Consider the following 17,216-nt stretch of genomic DNA (forward strand, 5'->3'; position numbering starts at 1 on the left):
ATGAGGCCGTGAGCAAGCACCCCAAGGCGGGCGTCAACTTATCGGGTGCCGCCCGCGAAAAACGCGAGGAACTCTTCTACCTCTTCTCGCGCGCCATACAACAAAGCCCCCATGCGCTGATCATCGCGCGGGCCGATGGGATCATCGAATACGTCAATCCCAGCTTTACCCAGCTCAGCGGTTACCAAGCCGACGAAGTCGTCGGCGGATACACCCATTGGTTCGGCCCGGACTCCAGCTTGACCGGGCGATATCGCGGCCTGTGGAGCACCTTGCGCGAAGGCCGTGTGTGGCGCGGGGAAATTCTCGATCACAAGAAAGACGGCCAAGCCTACTGGGCACGCGAGAGCATCACGCCGATCAGCGACCCGGACGGGACCATCACTCACTATCTGGTCATCCGGCAGGACATCACCCAGGAAAAAAACAGCCGGCAGGCCCTCGCGGAAAGTGAGTCGCGCTTCCGCCAAGTCGCGGAGATGAGCGGCGAATGGCTGTGGGAACAGGACGCCGACGGGCGTTACACCTATTGCAGCGCAGCCGTAACCGCGATTTTGGGCTACCGCCCCGAAGAACTCATCGGGCACAGCTACCTCGAATTCACCCGCACCGAAGACCTCGCCCAGCGTGAGCGAGAAATGGTCGAACCTATCCAAAGTCATCAGGCGTTCCACCATCTGGTCAACCGCTACCGGCACCATGACGGTCATGTCGTTTACACCGAATCGACCGGCTCGCCGGTATTCGACGACGCGGGGAGACTGGTCAAATGGCTGGGCGTAGACCATGACATCACCCGCCGGAAAGCCTATGAAGATGCGTTGAAGCTACGCGACCGAGCCATCGAAGCCGCCAGTGTGGGCATCGTGATCGGCGACGCGCGCAAGCCCGGCGCGCCCAACTTATATGTCAATCCGGCGGTCAGCCGCATCACCGGCTACAGCAGCGAGGAATTGATCAATCACAACATGAGCCTGTTGCAGGGCCGCGATACCGGGGAAAAAGAGCTGGCGCAAATCCACGAAGCGCTTACCCAAGGCGAAAGCTGCCAGCTGGTGATCAAAAACTATCGCAGGAACGGCGAACCCTTCTGGAACGAACTGCAAATTTCCCCGGTACGCGACGAAAACGGCGAGGTCACTCATTTCATCGGCATACTCGACGACGTCACCGTACGCCGGCAAGCCGAAGCGGAGCGCCGTGAATTGGAGATCGCCAGGCAAATACAGACGTCTTTGCTGCCCAAAGCGCCCCTGCGCTATCTGGACCTTTGGGTGGCCGGCACCTGCGCCACGGCCAATCATGTGGGCGGCGACTATTTCGACTATTACCCGGCCGGCGAGGCGCTGGACGTAGTCATCGCCGATGTCTCGGGGCATAGCATGGGCGCTGCGCTCATCATGGCGGAAGCGCGCAGCTGCCTGCGCGCTGAAACCCGTCACCGGAATACGAGCGGCCGCGGGCCGGGGTCCGTCCTCTGCGATCTCAACTCATTGCTGTTCGACGACCTGAACGGATCCGACCTTTTCATCAGCCTGTTTATTCTCAGGTTTCTACCCGTGACCCGGGAACTGCGCTATGCCAACGCCGGTCACCCGCCCGCCCTGCTGTTGCGCGCGGGAACGGCCGAATGCGAGTCGCTGGACGCCGAAGGCCTGATCCTAGGTGTCGACCGGCAAATCCAATTCGAGGAAAAATCCGTCACGCTGCGCCCCGGTGACCGTTTGTTGATGTACACCGACGGGATTACCGACGCGCGCAATCGGCAGGGCGAGTTTTTCGGCCTCGAACAACTCAGCGAACTGTTCGTTTCGTTTCGCGACGACAACCCGCAAGCGGTGGTCGACAAGCTGCTGGCCGAACTCTGCGCCTACTGCGGCGAAATACCTTGCGAGGACGACGTGACCCTGGTGGTACTGACGGTCACCTGACCCTACCCATGAATACCTTCAGGCGGTATCCAGTTTGTAGCCATAGCCGCGCACCGTTTTGAACAGCTTGAGCTCGTGGTCGTCGTCGATCTTGCGGCGCAGTTGGCGCACGTAGACATCGACCACGTTGGTCAGCGGATCCGCGCTGTAACCCCACACCTGTTCGAGGATGCGCGTGCGGCTCAAGACCTTGCCGGGCGCGCTCATGAAGCATTCCAGCAGAGCGAACTCCTTGGGCGTCAATTCGATGGGGCGCTCGCCGCGGCGTACTTCGTGCGTCTCCCGGCTCAAGATCAGATCGCCGACCTGCAGCGTCGTCGTGACCGTAGGCACCTCCCCTCCCCTGCGACGCAGCAACACTTCGATGCGTGCCAATAGCTCCTCGAACGCGAACGGTTTGGTCAAGTAATCGTCGGCACCGGCACGCAAGCCCGCCACCTTGTCCTGTACGGTATCCATGGCCGTCAACATGAGGATGGGAGTGTCCACACGCTCCGATCTCAGATGCTCGCAAATCTGGCGGCCGTTCATGTCCGGCAGCATGAGGTCCAGCACGACGAGCTGAAAATCCCCGCCCGTCGCCAAGCCTATGGCCTCCCTCCCGGTGCGGGCGACTTCCACCCGGTAGCCTTCGGCGGCGAGCCCCCGCCGCAAAAACTCGACGATGCGCTCGTCGTCCTCGACCAACAATATGCTTGCCATGGAATGCTGTTTTATGTCTCGCTTTCTTGAACTTGCGGCAGTTTCACGATGAAGGTGGTTCCGGCCCCTTCCGCCGAGGAGGCGGAAATCTCGCCGCCATGGGCCTTGACGATGGTCTTGGCCACCGGCAGTCCCAGACCGGTGCCGTCTTCCGCCGAGCGGCGGGCGTTGGTGCTGCGGTAATAACGGTCGAAGATCAGTTCCAACTCGTGCGGTGCTATGCCTATGCCCTGGTCGTTGACGGTCAAGGTTGCCACACGGCCATCGGTGCGCAAGGTGATGGCGATACGACCGTTGGGGCGGGAATAACGGCAGGCGTTGTCACCCAGGACGAACAGTACTTGGCGCAAGCGCTGCTTATCGCCCCACACCCAGACCGGCGCCGGCACATTGTCCAGTTCGACGGCGATGGACTTATCGTAAGCCAGAACCTCGATATCTTCCGCTACATTGGCCACTAATCCGTTCAGATCAACCCGCTCCCGCTCGAACTGGAGCGTGGCCGTCTCCGCTCGGGCCAGAAACAGTAAATCGTTGACCAGTTTGCTCAACTGCACGGCCAATTCCTGAACGCGGTACAAGGTTTCCTTGTACTCCTCGGCGTCGCGATCGCGGCCGCGCAGGGTGACCTCGGCCTCCCCCCGAATGACGGTGAGCGGCGTGCGCAGCTCGTGGCTGATATCGGCGAAGAACTGACGCCGGGCATCGTCCATGCGGCGCTGCTCCTCGATCGCCCGGTGCAGCTGCCGGGTCCGTTCGTCGACCTTCTGCTCCAGCACGTTGCTCGCTTCCTGCAGATTTTCCTGCTGCCGCTGCAAACCTTCCGCCATCTGGTCGAAATGCCGGGCCAGATAGCCGAATTCGTCCCGCGTTTCGAGGGCTATCCGATAATCCATGTTGCCGGCGGCGATTTCGTCGGTACCGCGCATCAAGGCCTCGATGGGGCGACGGATGCTGCGGAACAGCAAGGTCCCGGCGGTGATGCTGAAAACGGCCGCGAAGCTCGCCGCCAGCGTACCCGCCCATTGCAGCTTGTCCACCAGGGCCACCAGGCGCTCCCGGGAAATCAGCGCCTGTTCGCGTTCGGCGGCGATGGCTGCATCGATCAAGGGTTGGAAATTGTGGTCGATATCCTCGTCCAGGATACTGGACAGCAGGGCCAGCGACTCCTGGCGCTTGCCGCTGCGCCGCAACGTTTCCGCCTCGTCGAAACGATACATGGCGGACTCCAGGAAAGCGGTCAACTTCGCGACGTATTCCAGCGAGGTGGGCTGAGCCGCCGCGCCGCTGGGCACCTCCTCGTTCCGGCTACCCGCCACTGTGTCGCGCAAGCGCTCGATCGCCGCGGACACGCGCTGGCGCGACAAGTCCACGTCCGATCGGCTGTTGGGACCGTCCAGCAGATGCAAATCCATGCGCTGTTTGAAGTGCCGGTAGGCCTCGTGGGACAAATCCTGGTAACGGTCGAATACCTCGTAAGCTGTCTGGGTACGATGGAAATAAACCGCAACCCGGTCCGTCCCGCGGAACAGCACCAGCACCAGGAACACCACGAATGCCAGCGTGAGCCCCAGGACCAGAGCCAAGCGGACTCTCAGCATGGAGAATCGGGAAATGAGGGTAGGCAGGGTCATCAGGTTCGGGCTGGAGTCCTACGGGGCGGCACTAGTTTCGCATCATTGTGAGGCCATCATGCAAAATTAATCCGTTCCTCATCGAATCCTAACTCAGGCCAGACGGGCATTTCTTTCGTTCCCGTCCCACCGAGACGTGACCTATAATGCACGCTTCGAAACCGAAAATGGCGCCGCTACCGGGAAGAAACCGCACCGCGGTATCGCCGACCCGGCCAGTTGCCAGTATCCCGGCTTTCTGATATCTATTGCAGGTTTTCATGATACCGGTTTAGGAGTTAATGGATGTCCAGCGCCAAAGCAACTGAAGCTCAAATCACGCCTTTCAGCTTCCCCCCCTACCAGCCCAGCGAAGGCGAAGAGTACATGAGCGAAGGGCAGTTGGAGCACTTCCGCCGCATCCTGCAGAGCTGGAAATCGGAACTCATGCAGGAAGTGGATCGGACCGTGCATCACATGCAGGATGAAGCGGCCAACTTCCCCGACCCCAACGATCGTGCGACGCAGGAATCCGAATTCAGCCTGGAATTGCGGACCCGTGATCGCGAGCGCAAGCTGATCAAGAAAATCGAGGAATCGCTGGAGAACCTCGAAAGGGGCGACTACGGCTATTGCGAAACCTGCGGCGTGGAAATCGGCATTCGGCGTCTCGAAGCCAGACCGACGGCGACGCAATGCATCGACTGCAAAACGCTGGACGAGATCCGCGAAAAACAAATCGGCTGAGTGCGGCTTGCTCGACACCGCCGACACGGGAAGTACGACATCTCCGCCGCCTTACCGGGGCCGGTTCGCACCATCGCCGACCGGTCCCCTGCATCTCGGCTCCCTTTACACCGCTCTGGCGAGCTTTCTACAGGCGCGCGCGCGAGGCGGGATTTGGCTGCTGCGCATAGACGACATCGACCGGCCCCGCGTCGTGCCCGGCGCGGCCGACAGGATACGGCAGACCCTCGAATACTTCGGCTTGACCTGGGACGGCCCCGTCACTTCGCAGAGTACCCATCTCGACGACTATCGCCAGGCATTGGGCCAACTCGTCGACCGGGGCCTGACCTACCGCTGCACTTGCTCCCGCAAGCAGTTGCGGATGAACCCGGGTGACGATGGGGAGACCGGTATCTACCTCGGCCATTGCCGGGACGCGACACGCCATCCCGAGCAGGCGCATGCCTTGCGGTTGCGCGCCGGGGGACGCATCGTCGCTTTCAATGACAAACTGCAGGGACGCTATCAACAGGATTTCAGCCGCGAAATCGGGGATTTCATCGTGCGCCGACGCGACGACGTCTACGCCTATCACCTGGCCACCGTCGTCGACGACGCACGATCCGGAATAAGCGAGGTGCTCCGCGGATCGGATCTGCTGGCCGCCACGCCGTGCCAGATCATCCTGCAGCAGGAACTGGGCCTGCCCACCCCCGACTATCTGCACATACCCGTGGTCACCGACCGGACCGGCGTCAAGCTCAGCAAACAGACCGGCGCCGCGGCCGTTCCGCTCGCCCGGCCGTCCGCCACGCTGTACCGACTACTGACGATGTTGCGGCAGAATCCCCCGGCCGATTTGTCGGAAGCGCCCAAGGAAGCGCTCCTGGATTGGGCGATCAGGCATTGGGACGTCAGCCGCCTGAAGGAAGACGGCCTTTCGTCCACATAAGCGAGCCGAACCCCGCTACCCTGAATTTGGTGTTCGCCTGCCAACAGGGACTGCGCGGGTTCGGCTTGCGGCGAACCGCCAACCGGACAAAAATACGCCGCGCGCCGCCATCCCAGCTTTTATGACACTTTGACGAAAAACTGCATTTCTGGGTGTACAATAAACAAATTTTTTATTGATTGTTTCGGCAATCAAGATAACTAAATGGCATGGCATGGACAAACTCACCAGCATGATCGTCTTCACCAAGGTCGCCAAAGCGGGCAGTTTCGCAGCGGCGGCCAAAGAATTGAATTTGTCGCGGGCGATGGCGACCAAGCATGTCATGCAATTGGAAAACAGCCTGGGCATACGGCTGCTCAATCGGACGACGCGCAACCTGAATCTGACCGAGGTCGGACTGGTCTACCTCGAACGCTGCCAGCAGATCCTGGGTGACATCGAGGAAACCGAGTTGGCGGTCACTCGCCTGCAGACCGAACCGCGCGGCACGCTCAAATTGAACGCCACGCCTTTCTTCGGCGCCTACCACTTGGCCCCGGCCATCGCGGCCTACAACGAACTCTATCCCGACGTGAACGTCGAATTGGTGTTGCAGGCCGGGCAGGTCGACCTCATCGAGGAAGGTTTCGATCTGGCCATACAGCTAGAAGACTTGCACGATTCCAGCCTGATCGCCCGCAAGCTGGGGAGCTCGCAACGAGTGGTCTGCGGCGCCCCGGGCTATTTCGAAAAACGCGGCATTCCCTTGACGCCCAACGACCTGAAAAAGCACAACTGCCTGGTCAACACCAGCATGCCGCCGCGCGATCAATGGTTGTTCAGCGAGCCCGAAAGCGGCAAACAGACGATCGTCAAGGTGAGTGGTACCCTGGAAGCCAACGTGGCCGACGCTTTGCGGCTCGCCGCCGTTTGCGGGCTGGGACTGGCCCTGCTGCCCACCTATATGGTGGGACAGGACTTGAGCAAGCACCGCCTGAAGGCCGTGCTCACGGACTACATCCCCGCGCCGCTCGAAATCCACGCGGTCTATCCTCACCGCAAGCATCTATCCGCCAAGGTGCGCACCTTCGTGGACTTCCTGCACGGCCGCTTCCAGCCCATGCCTTCCTGGGAGGAATGGGCCATGCCCCAGCAGGACTGACGCGCCCAGCCTTAGGCTCCAACATTAGGGAAGAAATATCATGGCCGTCGAGGTCGAACGCAAATTCCTCTTGAAAAACGACGACTGGCGAGCACTGGCCCGCGAAAAGCTGCCGATGCGGCAGGGCTATCTCAACGACGAGGTCGGCTGTTCGATACGCGTGCGCACGGCCGGCGACCAGGCCTGGCTGAACATCAAGAGCGTCACGATAGGCGCCCGGCGCCTCGAATACGAATATGAAATTCCCCTCGCCGACGGCGAGGACTTGCTGGACAGTCTGGCGCGCAAACCCCTGATCGAGAAAGTGCGGCATTTCGTCGACTTTGCCGGCCATCTGTGGGAAATCGACGAATTCGCGGGCGACAATGCCGGCTTGATCGTGGCCGAAATCGAACTCGACCATCCCGACGCAAGCTACGAGCGCCCGGACTGGGTAGGCGAAGAAGTAACGGACGACATACGCTATTACAACACGAGCCTGTCCAAAACTCCCTACAAGGATTGGCACGCCAATCCCTCGTCGGATCGCGATACGCAAGACTGATGAGCATCCTGGCCATCGTGCTGGCTCTATTCCTGACCGCCATCCTCATCGGGATGCGCCTGCCCAAGACCCACGCCGCGGCGAGCCGCATACGGCTGCCCGTGCCGCCCGAACGGGTATTTGCGGTCATCACCGACTTCGAGGCCTACCCGCTGTGGCGCCCCGGCCTGGACAGGGTCGAATCCGGACCGGAGCTGGACGGCCTGCCTTCCTGGTACGAATTCTGTACCCGCGATCTCCGCGTACAGTTCCGGGTGACGGCTTGGCAGCCACCGCATCACCTGCGCACACGGCTCGTTGCGGACGAGCTGCCCTTGAGTGGGGCCTGGGACTACGACCTGGCGCGCGAAGATTGCGGCGGCACCGTGTTGACCATCACCGGGCGGGACAAGATTCACCACCCCCTCTTGCGCTTCTTCACGCGCTACTTCCTGTCCTATCACGGAGCGATGGACATCTATCTGATCGCCCTGGCTCGACATTTCGGCATCGCAGCGGTCCCCGAGCATTTGAGTCTGAAACCGGCCGACGACGCCCTCGCGGACTAACACATTCCTTCCTCCCACTCACGCGGCCCTTGCTCCGGACCCATGAACGGCATACTGCTCGGAATTTTCGCCTACATACTCGTGCAATTATTCATCGGGATCGTGCTTTCCAAGCGCATCCGCGACGAGAGCGACTACCTCCTGGCCGGACGCAGCCTGGGGCTGGGCTTCGGTTCCTTTACCGTTTTCGCCACCTGGTTCGGCGCGGAAACCTGCGTCGGCGCAGCCGGCTCCGTCTATAAATCCGGACTGTCGGGCGGCTCGGCGGACCCCTTCGGCTATGCCGCCTGCCTGCTGCTGATGGGCCTGCTGTTCGCGGGTACGCTGTGGCGCATGCGATTGACGACCCTGGCCGACCTGTTCCGCCAGCGTTATTCGCCGGGCGTGGAAAAGCTGGTCGTCCTCATGCTGGCGCCCACCTCGGTGATCTGGGCCGCTGCGCAGATCCGGGCGTTCGGCCAGGTCATCTCGGCGTCCTCGAGTTTCGAGGTGGACCTGGCGATCACCCTGGCCGCCGGCGTGGTGATCGTCTACACGGTCTATGGCGGCTTGCTGGCTGACGTGTATACCGACTTCGTGCAAGGCATCGCCCTGATCGTGGGCTTAGGGATGCTGTATTACGTCATCATGGACGCCAACGGCGGATTGGCCGCCACCGTGAACGCCATCGATCCCGCCCGGCTGAATATCTTCGGCGGCGACAAACCGCCGCTGGAACGGCTGGAAGCCTGGGCCATCCCTGTGACCGGCTCGCTGTTCGCCCAGGAGCTGGTATCCCGCGTGCTGGCCAGCCGCTCGTCCGCGGTAGCGCGCGGCGCCTGCCTCTGGGGCGGAGGCATCTATCTCGCGGTCGGCCTGCTGCCGGTACTGATCGGACTGGCCGGCATGCGGCTCATGCCGGGTTTGGACGACCCGGAACAGATACTGCCGAAACTCGCCCAACAGCATCTGTCCGAATTCGTCTACATCCTGTTCGCCGGCGCACTGATTTCCGCCATCTTGTCCACGGTCGACAGCGCCCTGCTGGCCGCGGCGGCGCTCACCTCGCACAACCTGATCCTGCCCATGGCCGGCCAGGTCAGCGAGGTCGCCAAGGTCCGCGTAGCCCGCGTCGCGGTGGTCATCTACGGTTTGATCGCCTATCTCCTGGCCTTGCAATCGGAGGGCGTCCACGACCTGGTCGAGCAGGCCTCGGCCTTCGGCGGCGCGGGCGTGTTCGTGGTCATCCTGTTCGGCCTGTACACCTCCCATGGCGCGCACCATAGCGCCTATGCCGCCCTGCTCCTGGGCATCCTGGGCTGGCTGCTGGCCGACAAGGCCTTCGGGCTGAGCACGCCTTACCTGGTCTCCCTGGTTTTCGCCGTGTTGGCCTATCTGTTCGTGGGCCTGCTGGAACGCTGGAAACCAACCTGGTCATCCGCCCCTAGTGCTGCCAGTGCGCGTGGAGTCGGCGGCAACGAAACCCCGGATTGACGCCAAGGCTGGCTCAGCCTGTCCATCACGTCCTGGGCGACACGCGCGTGATCTTCTGGATGACCTAGGCGTTCCAGCAATATCGGAATTTCCGAGACGAGAGGATCAAGCGGACGCCGGAGGTTTACCGACGGCAATCTGGTCGAGTGCGGCGCGCGCTGCGTCCAGATCGACGTGACTGCGCGGCACCCAGTCCTCGCCCCAATAAAAGTTGCAACTGGTCTCAGCGCGCAGCAGCCGCCACTGGGCCTCCGCCAAGGCGTGCCAGAGCGCCGGGTCGTGCAGTTCGGCGCTGATGGCGTGATCGCGAACTGCATGGAATGCCGAGCTGACTTCCCGAACACGAGCCAGCGCGTCTTTCTGGGTTTGCGACCCGGTCCATTGCAGGAAATCGCGGCCATGATGCCAGCCGGTGTTCCATGCGCCCTGCTTGACCCGAACCTCGCCGTGGGCACCATGGCGGTCCAGATAATCGTGAATGAAGGTGGGGCGGATGGGGCCTTCGTCGCGGGCATTGTCCATGAGCTCGCGATAGAAGCAGGTCCAAAAATTGCTGCCTTTGGTGACATTGCGGAACCAGCCGCCGTTCTCGCCGTCCGTGCAGGTGGTCACCAGCGGCTCGAAATTGCACCAATGCGTGCGGTGCTTGACCTCGTGCTCGAACCAGGAATACTCCATGCCCGCCTCCTGCGCATCGGACAGCTCCCGGTCGCGCACGATGACGATTATTTCGGCTCCACCGTGTCGGGCGATATGCGGGCGATAGCGCAACTCCTGCCAACTGATCGCATCGATCGGCTCCACATGTTCACTGTCGACGATGACGTAGCGGTAGCCCTGGGCCGCCAGGAGTGGGATCAGCTCCATCGAAAAACCCATCTCGGGCGGCCAGAAGCCGTCGAAATGCTCACGCCAGAACAAATGGCGGGCGATGCCGCGCCAGCGAACCAGGTGTTCCTCGCGATCCTCGGCCGGTATCAGCGGCAATACCGGGTGGTAATAGCCGGTGCCGAGGATATCGATGATGTTGCGATTCTGCCAGTGCCAAAGCAGGGTGCCGCAATCGACGATCCCGTACACCCGCTGTTGAAAGCCGGGGTCCGACAAGACCTCCAGCAAGGAGCCGGACACCGACAGATGCACCCGCCCGACATCCTCGTAACCCCACAGCGAACGGGCGATGCGGTCGTAGGCGTAGAGTATTTCCTTGGCTTCCCAGTCGTTGTTCGCAAACAGCAGATCGAAATTGCCCGGAGGCTGGTGCAGGTTCAAAACCAGTGCGTGATGTATGGGCGACATGACGATAACCTCCAAGCGATATGTGGGCTGGCCGAAAAGATGCTCGCTATCCCGCGCGAACCGGGAGTGGCTGCCTTCCGGCAGCGGTTGGTTTATTTTGCGCATAAATCCGCCGCGCTGCCAGGCATTCGAGACGAGCAAAATATGCGCAACGCCATCGTGTACAATCCTGCTTTTCGAGCCCCGCCCCCCGCTTTGAACCGACTAGACACCCTGCTCGCCGCCGTTGCCCCCCTGCAACGCCGCTACCGCGAAGTGCTCGGCAAATGCCACGACGAAAGCCGCGCCCGCGCCTTGTCGGCCCAGCTCGGCTCGCTCGCGCTGGCTCAGGCCTATCTGGAAAGTCTCAAGGCCCCGCCCGACCGTCCGCTGCAAATCGCCGCCATCGGCCCTACCCAGGCCGGCAAGAGCACGGTGGTCAATTTGCTGTTGGGCGAAGACCAGGCCGTGGTCAGCCCGCTCGCCGGCTATACCGTGCATCCCCAGGGCTTCCCGCTCAACCTGGACGACAGTGACTGGGGCTGGCTGGACGATTTTTTCAGAACGTATCGACGCTGTCGGCCGGACCAGTTGCCGGAAGCGAGTTACGATGCCTATGGCCTGGCCTCGAGCGTCCATCAACCGGACTCCGCATTGCCCGCCTGCGTCGTATGGGACACGCCGGATTTCGACTCGGTGGACGCCGCCGATTATCAGGCCGGCGTACTACGGGCCGCGGCCCTGGCCGACGTGTTGCTGGTGGTGGTCAGCAAGGACAAATATGCCGACCAGACCGTGTGGGAGACCGTATCCCTGCTCGCGCCTCTGGCACAACAAACGGTATTTTGTCTTAACAAGACACCCTCCGAAGTCGGCGCCACCCTCGCGCGCTCGCTCGCGGAGAAATGGCAGGTGGTCCGACAAGACCCGGTGCCGCAGGTGGTCGCCCTGCCCTACCTCGATCCCGAGAATGCCGCCACGCTGCGGGAAATGGAGCTGGGGACGGCGCGTCTGCGCACCGAAGTTGCCCGGGCGGCCCGCGCCGTGAAACGAACCGATCCGGAAAAACTGGCCTTGCAGTTGCTGCGCCAACATTGGGAGCAATGGCTGGCACCGGTGCGTGCGGAACAGCGGGCGCACGAAGAATGGCGATCACTGATAGCCGAAGCGCTGAACGAAGCCCTGGCCCTCTACACAAGGGACTATCTGGATCAACCCCGCCATTACGAAACCTTCCAACGGGCGATGGCGGAACTCCTGGTTCTGCTGGAAATCCCCGGTCTGGCCGGCATATTGTTGAACGCCCGAAAGTTGGTGACCTGGCCGGTCCGCCAACTGACCCGCCTCGGCTCCTCACGCAAGAACGAAACGGACAAGGAAGCCGACATCCTGCTCCATGTCGTCGAGCATCTGTATATCCGGCTGGGTGACGGCGCCTTGGACCGGAGCACCGATACACACGCCCTGGAAAACTGGTGGCGGGAACTGGGCAAGCTGTTGCGCGAAACGCGTTCCCGGGGCGTAGTACAGGCCGAACGGGAGATCGCCGCCTACCGCCTCGCCTTTCGTCCGGAAATCGAATCGACCGCGCGCGAACTCTATGAGCGTTTGAGCCGGCACCCGGCCATACTGAACAGCCTGCGCGCCACGCGCGTAACCACCGACGCCGCCGCCCTGGCCGTCGCTTTGCACACCGGCGGGCTGGGTATACACGACTTCATACTGGCCCCGGCCATACTGTCGCTCACCAGCCTGCTGGCCGAGAGTGCCCTGGGACGGTACCTGCACAAGGCCGAAGCCGACTTGAAAAAACGCCAACTGGAACGCGTGCGTCGATTATTCGAGCTTCATGTGCGCGACCCGCTGACCCAATTGCCGCAACGATTGACTGGCGCAGAGCGCTTCAATCTGGCCCCGGAAGCGATAAACCAGGCCGAGCAGTTGCTGAAATAGGGGCTATCGGGAAAAGATGATCCGGTTAAACGGATAAAAAAAGACCGGCGACCGGGCGGCTTTAAAGCGCGCATCGCATGGCCGGGCGACTTGATGAGGAGATTTCCAAACCTTCTGCGAACAGCCCGGTCGCCGGTTAAAGGGAAGATACACCGGTAACTACTTAGCAGAACTCGCGCCACGAACAAAGCCACGGTTTTTCAAAACCTTACACGCAACCAAGCGCATCGGATTGCGCCCTGCTGAGGCAAATCACGACGTAGTGCGTGGAAAGCCCCGATCAGCCGTAGCTCATCCGATACAGCACCACCTTATCGTCGGTGACCATGCCGATGATGGATGTCGGGAAAATGAGGATGGCTATGCCTCAGCGGCTCATGGCGGTGGCGATGGCGGTGTCGGGTTCCCGGCGGCGCCGGTTCGTCATGCTCGTGCTGATGATGCTCGTCGTGCACATGGACATGATCGTGTTCGATCGCATCGTGCGTGTGCTCATGGCTGTGCCGCTCGGTCAAATGCAGCCATACCCCCAGCCCCATGAGCGCGGCGGCGGCGATCAAGCGGGAGTCGACCGGCTCCCCCAGCAGCAACACGGAGCACAACGCGCCGAACAGCGGAGCCTGCGAAAAATACGCACTGGTACGGGCGGTGCCCAAATGCCTCAGACCCACGACGAACAGGGTTAGACTCACCCCATAGCTCAGCCATCCCAGCAGCAAGGCCTCCATTGCAGGGACCCACGCCGGCCAGCCCTCGCCGAGATAAGCCGAGAGCCCCAGATTGGCCGCACCCGCGACGAGCCCTTTGACCGAGGCCAGCCACACGGCATCCAGATGCGCAACCTTCCGTGTCACATTGTTATCCACGGCCCAGCACAGACAGGCCCCCAACACGGCGGCGGCCCCGCTGCTCAAGGCCAGTTCCCCGCCTTCTCGCACCCCCAACACGGCGGCTCCCGCCACGATGGCGACCATCCCAATGGCGATACGCGTGTCAAAATTCTCGCGGAACCAGAACCAGGCCAGCAGGGTGGTGAATACGCCTTCGGCGTTGAGCAATAACGAAGCGGATGCGGCACCCTGCCCGCTCAAGCCGACCATCAGCAGCACGGGGGCCACCATGCCCCCCAGCACCGTGGAGGCGCCCAGGCTAAGCCATTCGCGTCCTTCGGGAAAGGTCGCCGGCAAGCGCCGGGCCCAGCGATAAAACGTAAGCCCGAGGCCGGAACCGGCGTAGAGCCAGCCTGCGAGACCCCATGGTCCCACATCCGCCAACAGCCATTTCGCGGCAGGCACGGAAAGACCGAACAAAAACGCCGCAGCCAGGGCAGCGCCCGGACCTATGCTGACGATATGTTGATACATCGCCTTCCCTCCTCCCAGATATCCGTTCGCACCACCATCCTGCACCGATCGCCTACCGGCTTGCATGACCAAGCATGCGCGGGCCGGATGCTCATTGAAGTGTGGTCCTGGGGGCGACCGAAACGCCGCGAACCCCATTCTTTTCTATCGCCCTGGCCACCAGCCCGTTAGCCTTGATGTCCTCGACGAACTCCCTCAGGAGTTGCACGCTGGCTGCACGATCCTTGGGCACACCTATGGCCTGCTGCACGGTACTGATGTGGCCGTCGAGTATGCGCGAGCCCGGCAGCTTGTCGGCAAACGCCATCAGCACCGGCTTGAGCCCAGCCAGCGCATCCAGATGTTCCTCGATGAATAGCCTATATGCGCCTTCGGTGCCAGGCACGCCCTCGACGCCGGGTACCCGCTCCAATCGCGCGCGCCTCAGGGTACGGCTCAATACCAGGTCGTATGCGCTCCTGGCGGAGATCGCGATACGCACGCCGTCGCGGTCCACGTCCGTGACAGTGTGCAAAGGGGATCCGGCCGGTACCAGATAAGTGGATTCGATTTCCGCATAGGCAGGACTGAAGCTGATGCCTTCCGCGCGCTCGGGTTCGATGCCGAGGAAGGCCACATCCCAGGCACCGGCTCTCACGCCATCTGCCAACTTGCCCGCGGAATCGAACGTCACAATCTCGATCGGCACGCCCGCCCACCGACCGAGTTCCCGCGCCAGATCGAACGCGATACCGCCATATTGCCCGCTGACCGGATCCTTCGCAGTGAGCAGCATGTTGCCGATGTTGATACCGACGCGCAGCTTGCCGCTGGGTGCAAGACCCGAACGCCCGGAAGCGGCAATTTGAGAAGTTGTCGAGCAGGAAGCCAGCAGGACCAGACTGGCGACAATGATCGCAATTTTCAACACGGGAAGACCCCTGTCGTTTGGTGTGCGGCAGCGGCAAGGCCAGACTGCCGGAGATAAGGTGAGGCGGAACGCCACGGAACAGCCAAGTGTACATCGTTCGACCCGCTGAGCCCTCAAGGTGGCGAGCCGGCCGCCAGCCCAGCGATGCTTGCGCGCGCATACTGAAGCGTTAAAACAGATCCTCCAGTGCCGGGCGCTCGGGCTTTGCGCCGCGCGGACCTGCTCTATTCGCGCCGGTCTTCGGCGCTGGGGATGGAGTTTGGACTGGCCCGGTTTGATCTGACTTTCCGGATTTTTCGGCGGGTATGGAGGTGGCCTTAACCGCCGTTCCGGGTGCCGTGTCCTGCCGTGACGGCGAGGTTTCCGTCCAGCGCGCGGTTGGGGAGACGATAATCAAGGTCTTATAACTTTCGACCCGGCGGGGCTGCCCGCGTTTCATCAGCGAGACGCCGGTATGGCGGTCAAGCTGATCGACCGGTCCGAATCCGCTATGGCCGATCAGGTGATAGAGCTCCTCGGCGCGATGATCCTCAATGCGAACGCAGCCGTGAGAAGCGGCCGCCCTCCCCATGTCACGCAGTGCGTCCCGGTCCAGGGAGGAATGCAGTGAGATGCCTGAATTGAAGAACACGGCCCAAAGCATCGGCGCATCATAGGGGCGGGACCAATGCCTGGAAGAAAAACCCTGTGGGCGATAATACCCTGAAGGCGTTTCCAAGCCCCGGGCACCGGTCGAAATCAGCCAGTAATAACGCAGCCCCCTCCCTCGTTGGTAGACCCTCAGAGTTTGGGCGCGCCCCCAGAACGGGTCAGTCTGCTTGTTGACGATGACGATCAGGTTATAGCTGTCGAAGCGGGATTCGAGCAGTGGGTTTGGCAACGACCTGGCTTCGGCCAGCGGCGGGTCCTGGTAAGGCTTAAAGGCTTTGCTGACGCCGAACCGATAGTCGGCGCGAGCGCCTTCGTCCAACTCGTAGCGCGGACTGGGAAAGCTGCGACCATAGCCCTCCCAAGACTCTGCCTGTGTCCCGGGCACCCAGCATAGGATGAACAGGCCCACGACTATCCATGCTCCCTTCACGACCAAGTGTGAAAACGGTGACAGTGCACAACCCCATTGTTGGTTTAAGCCACCCAAGCCCGGACCATAAACGATCCGCCGCGACAAGAAATGCCCATGACTATTTCCCGCGGCATCTCCTCGCAACCAAATTCTGGTTCACCCCCCCTTTGCGCTAATCCAAGCTTTAAAGACAAGGATGCCGCAGGCCCCAATCTCCGAGTTGAAAAGTAAGCCAGCTTGCTAACCAGAGTCGTGAGCGCATCAGCTTCATCAAGACTTTCATTGATTGTGTCGCCCTCAAGGGGACTTTGCCAGCTTCAGGTACTGAACGACAACTTTAGTCTGGGGGACATTCTTTGTTATGATAAGTGCCTCTCCGTAGTATCCAGTACCGGGCGGTTAGCTCAGCGGGAGAGCACTGCCTTCACACGGCAGGGGTCGTAGGTTCGAACCCTACACCGCCCACCAATAAATCAATTGAGCCGTACGTGGCGTTCGTCACCGACCTGTTTGTCCGGCGCATCGCCCGGCTTCGCGCTGGAACAAGTGCTGTCTGTGCGACGGCCCGAACGAGACGGCGCACTGATCCATCATCGGACAGAGGCTCGTAGTACGTCAGCATCCGCGACAGCGAACGCCTGGCCGAGGCCGGTATCGAACCCTCTATGGGCAGTAAGGGCGGCCGCCATGACAACGCGCTGGCCGAGCCGAGCTGATCCACTGGCGGGCACCCTGGCGAACCCGGGAAGCCGTCGAACTGGCCACGCTCGATGGGTGTTTTGGTTCAACCACTCCAGGCTACTCGGACCCGCCGGGCATATTCCGTCCAGCAGAAGCTGAGGCAAACTACTGCCGGCAACCCGCCATTCCGGCCTGACTTAAACCAACCAGCCTCCACGGAAACCGGGGCGGTTCATTTGAGCCGTTGATGTGTGGTTTTTGCCACATCCCATCGAAATTTTTCCTAATTTTTACCCGTTTTCAGTACGCTATGGTAATAAAAAAGGCACAT

The 17,216-nt window shown here is 61.6% G+C and carries 14 protein-coding genes, 1 tRNA gene and 1 pseudogene; 10 read left to right on the top strand and 6 right to left on the bottom strand.

Annotation, left to right across the window (positions count from 1 at the left end; all coding sequences use genetic code 11):
• Positions 1-8 precede the first annotated feature (8 nt).
• The gene (locus JWZ97_RS08405) at positions 9-1,931 is read left to right on the top strand and encodes a PAS domain S-box protein (RefSeq protein WP_205434317.1); all 1,923 of its coding nucleotides are present in this window, start codon (positions 9-11) and stop codon (positions 1,929-1,931) included.
• Between the two features lie 18 nt (positions 1,932-1,949).
• Here JWZ97_RS08405 and JWZ97_RS08410 read toward each other — a convergent pair whose 3' ends face one another.
• Positions 1,950-2,633, bottom strand: a complete 684-nt coding sequence (locus tag JWZ97_RS08410) for a response regulator transcription factor (RefSeq protein ID WP_205434318.1) — start codon at positions 2,631-2,633, stop codon at positions 1,950-1,952.
• Positions 2,634-2,644: 11 nt separating this feature from the next.
• Positions 2,645-4,234: a cell wall metabolism sensor histidine kinase WalK gene (locus tag JWZ97_RS08415; RefSeq protein ID WP_205434319.1), complete on the bottom strand. Its 1,590-nt coding sequence runs from the start codon at positions 4,232-4,234 to the stop codon at positions 2,645-2,647.
• A 318-nt stretch (positions 4,235-4,552) separates the two neighbouring features.
• On the opposite strand from JWZ97_RS08415, the gene dksA reads away from it, so the two are divergent.
• From dksA to JWZ97_RS08445, 6 genes are all read left to right on the top strand, one after another.
• Positions 4,553-4,993, top strand: coding sequence for an RNA polymerase-binding protein DksA (gene dksA, locus JWZ97_RS08420; protein ID WP_205434320.1), 441 nt, complete (start codon positions 4,553-4,555; stop codon positions 4,991-4,993).
• A 7-nt stretch (positions 4,994-5,000) separates the two neighbouring features.
• Positions 5,001-5,927 (top strand): tRNA glutamyl-Q(34) synthetase GluQRS, encoded by a 927-nt coding sequence (gene gluQRS / locus JWZ97_RS08425; RefSeq protein ID WP_205434321.1) that lies wholly within the window; start codon positions 5,001-5,003, stop codon positions 5,925-5,927.
• A gap of 214 nt (positions 5,928-6,141) precedes the next feature.
• Entirely contained in the window at positions 6,142-7,071 is a 930-nt protein-coding gene (locus tag JWZ97_RS08430) for a LysR family transcriptional regulator (protein ID WP_205434322.1), read from the top strand.
• Positions 7,072-7,111: 40 nt separating this feature from the next.
• Positions 7,112-7,615, top strand: coding sequence for a CYTH domain-containing protein (locus JWZ97_RS08435; RefSeq protein ID WP_205434323.1), 504 nt, complete (start codon positions 7,112-7,114; stop codon positions 7,613-7,615).
• Positions 7,615-8,163 (top strand): SRPBCC family protein, encoded by a 549-nt coding sequence (locus JWZ97_RS08440; protein WP_205434324.1) that lies wholly within the window; start codon positions 7,615-7,617, stop codon positions 8,161-8,163. The genes JWZ97_RS08435 and JWZ97_RS08440 overlap by 1 nt, the downstream gene beginning before the upstream one ends.
• Before the next feature lie 42 nt (positions 8,164-8,205).
• A complete protein-coding gene (locus tag JWZ97_RS08445; protein WP_205434325.1) occupies positions 8,206-9,636 on the top strand; it encodes a sodium:solute symporter family protein in 1,431 nt (476 codons plus the stop codon).
• A 105-nt stretch (positions 9,637-9,741) separates the two neighbouring features.
• On the opposite strand, the gene JWZ97_RS08450 is transcribed toward JWZ97_RS08445, so the two are convergent.
• Complete coding sequence (locus tag JWZ97_RS08450) at positions 9,742-10,935, bottom strand: glycoside hydrolase family 57 (RefSeq protein ID WP_205434326.1); 1,194 nt, start codon at positions 10,933-10,935, stop codon at positions 9,742-9,744.
• 195 nt (positions 10,936-11,130) lie between these two features.
• Here JWZ97_RS08450 and JWZ97_RS08455 point away from each other — a divergent pair, with 195 nt between their 5' ends.
• Positions 11,131-12,867 carry a GTPase domain-containing protein gene (locus JWZ97_RS08455; protein WP_205434327.1) on the top strand — a complete coding sequence of 579 codons (1,737 nt, stop codon included), beginning with the start codon at positions 11,131-11,133 and terminating at the stop codon, positions 12,865-12,867.
• Positions 12,868-13,178: 311 nt separating this feature from the next.
• On the opposite strand, the gene JWZ97_RS08460 is transcribed toward JWZ97_RS08455, so the two are convergent.
• From JWZ97_RS08460 to JWZ97_RS08470, 3 genes are all read right to left on the bottom strand, one after another.
• Positions 13,179-14,231 carry a DMT family transporter gene (locus JWZ97_RS08460; protein WP_205434328.1) on the bottom strand — a complete coding sequence of 351 codons (1,053 nt, stop codon included), beginning with the start codon at positions 14,229-14,231 and terminating at the stop codon, positions 13,179-13,181.
• 91 nt (positions 14,232-14,322) lie between these two features.
• The gene (locus JWZ97_RS08465) at positions 14,323-15,141 is read right to left on the bottom strand and encodes a transporter substrate-binding domain-containing protein (protein ID WP_205434329.1); all 819 of its coding nucleotides are present in this window, start codon (positions 15,139-15,141) and stop codon (positions 14,323-14,325) included.
• A 169-nt stretch (positions 15,142-15,310) separates the two neighbouring features.
• Entirely contained in the window at positions 15,311-16,201 is an 891-nt protein-coding gene (locus tag JWZ97_RS08470; RefSeq protein WP_240342547.1) for a L,D-transpeptidase, read from the bottom strand.
• Between the two features lie 396 nt (positions 16,202-16,597).
• On the opposite strand from JWZ97_RS08470, the gene JWZ97_RS08475 reads away from it, so the two are divergent.
• Together JWZ97_RS08475 and JWZ97_RS08480 are read left to right on the top strand one after the other, a co-directional pair.
• Positions 16,598-16,672 (top strand) — tRNA-Val (locus JWZ97_RS08475).
• Between the two features lie 17 nt (positions 16,673-16,689).
• Positions 16,690-17,081, top strand: a pseudogene (locus JWZ97_RS08480) (IS3 family transposase); the annotation flags it as partial.
• Positions 17,082-17,216 lie beyond the last annotated feature (135 nt).

This window comes from Methylococcus sp. EFPC2 (genome assembly GCF_016925495.1).
In the GTDB taxonomy this organism is placed as follows: domain Bacteria; phylum Pseudomonadota; class Gammaproteobacteria; order Methylococcales; family Methylococcaceae; genus EFPC2.

Excerpts from the sequence above, each read along its gene's own strand:
- JWZ97_RS08415 (WP_205434319.1), bottom strand. The coding sequence starts at position 4,234 with ATGCTGAGAGTCCGCTTGGCTCTGGTCCTGGGGCTCACGCTGGCATTC.
- JWZ97_RS08440 (WP_205434324.1), top strand. The coding sequence starts at position 7,615 with ATGAGCATCCTGGCCATCGTGCTGGCTCTATTCCTGACCGCCATCCTC.
- JWZ97_RS08450 (WP_205434326.1), bottom strand. The coding sequence starts at position 10,935 with ATGTCGCCCATACATCACGCACTGGTTTTGAACCTGCACCAGCCTCCG.
- JWZ97_RS08410 (WP_205434318.1), bottom strand. The coding sequence starts at position 2,633 with ATGGCAAGCATATTGTTGGTCGAGGACGACGAGCGCATCGTCGAGTTT.
- dksA (WP_205434320.1), top strand. The coding sequence starts at position 4,553 with ATGTCCAGCGCCAAAGCAACTGAAGCTCAAATCACGCCTTTCAGCTTC.
- JWZ97_RS08460 (WP_205434328.1), bottom strand. The coding sequence starts at position 14,231 with ATGTATCAACATATCGTCAGCATAGGTCCGGGCGCTGCCCTGGCTGCG.
- JWZ97_RS08445 (WP_205434325.1), top strand. The coding sequence starts at position 8,206 with ATGAACGGCATACTGCTCGGAATTTTCGCCTACATACTCGTGCAATTA.
- JWZ97_RS08430 (WP_205434322.1), top strand. The coding sequence starts at position 6,142 with ATGGACAAACTCACCAGCATGATCGTCTTCACCAAGGTCGCCAAAGCG.
- JWZ97_RS08435 (WP_205434323.1), top strand. The coding sequence starts at position 7,112 with ATGGCCGTCGAGGTCGAACGCAAATTCCTCTTGAAAAACGACGACTGG.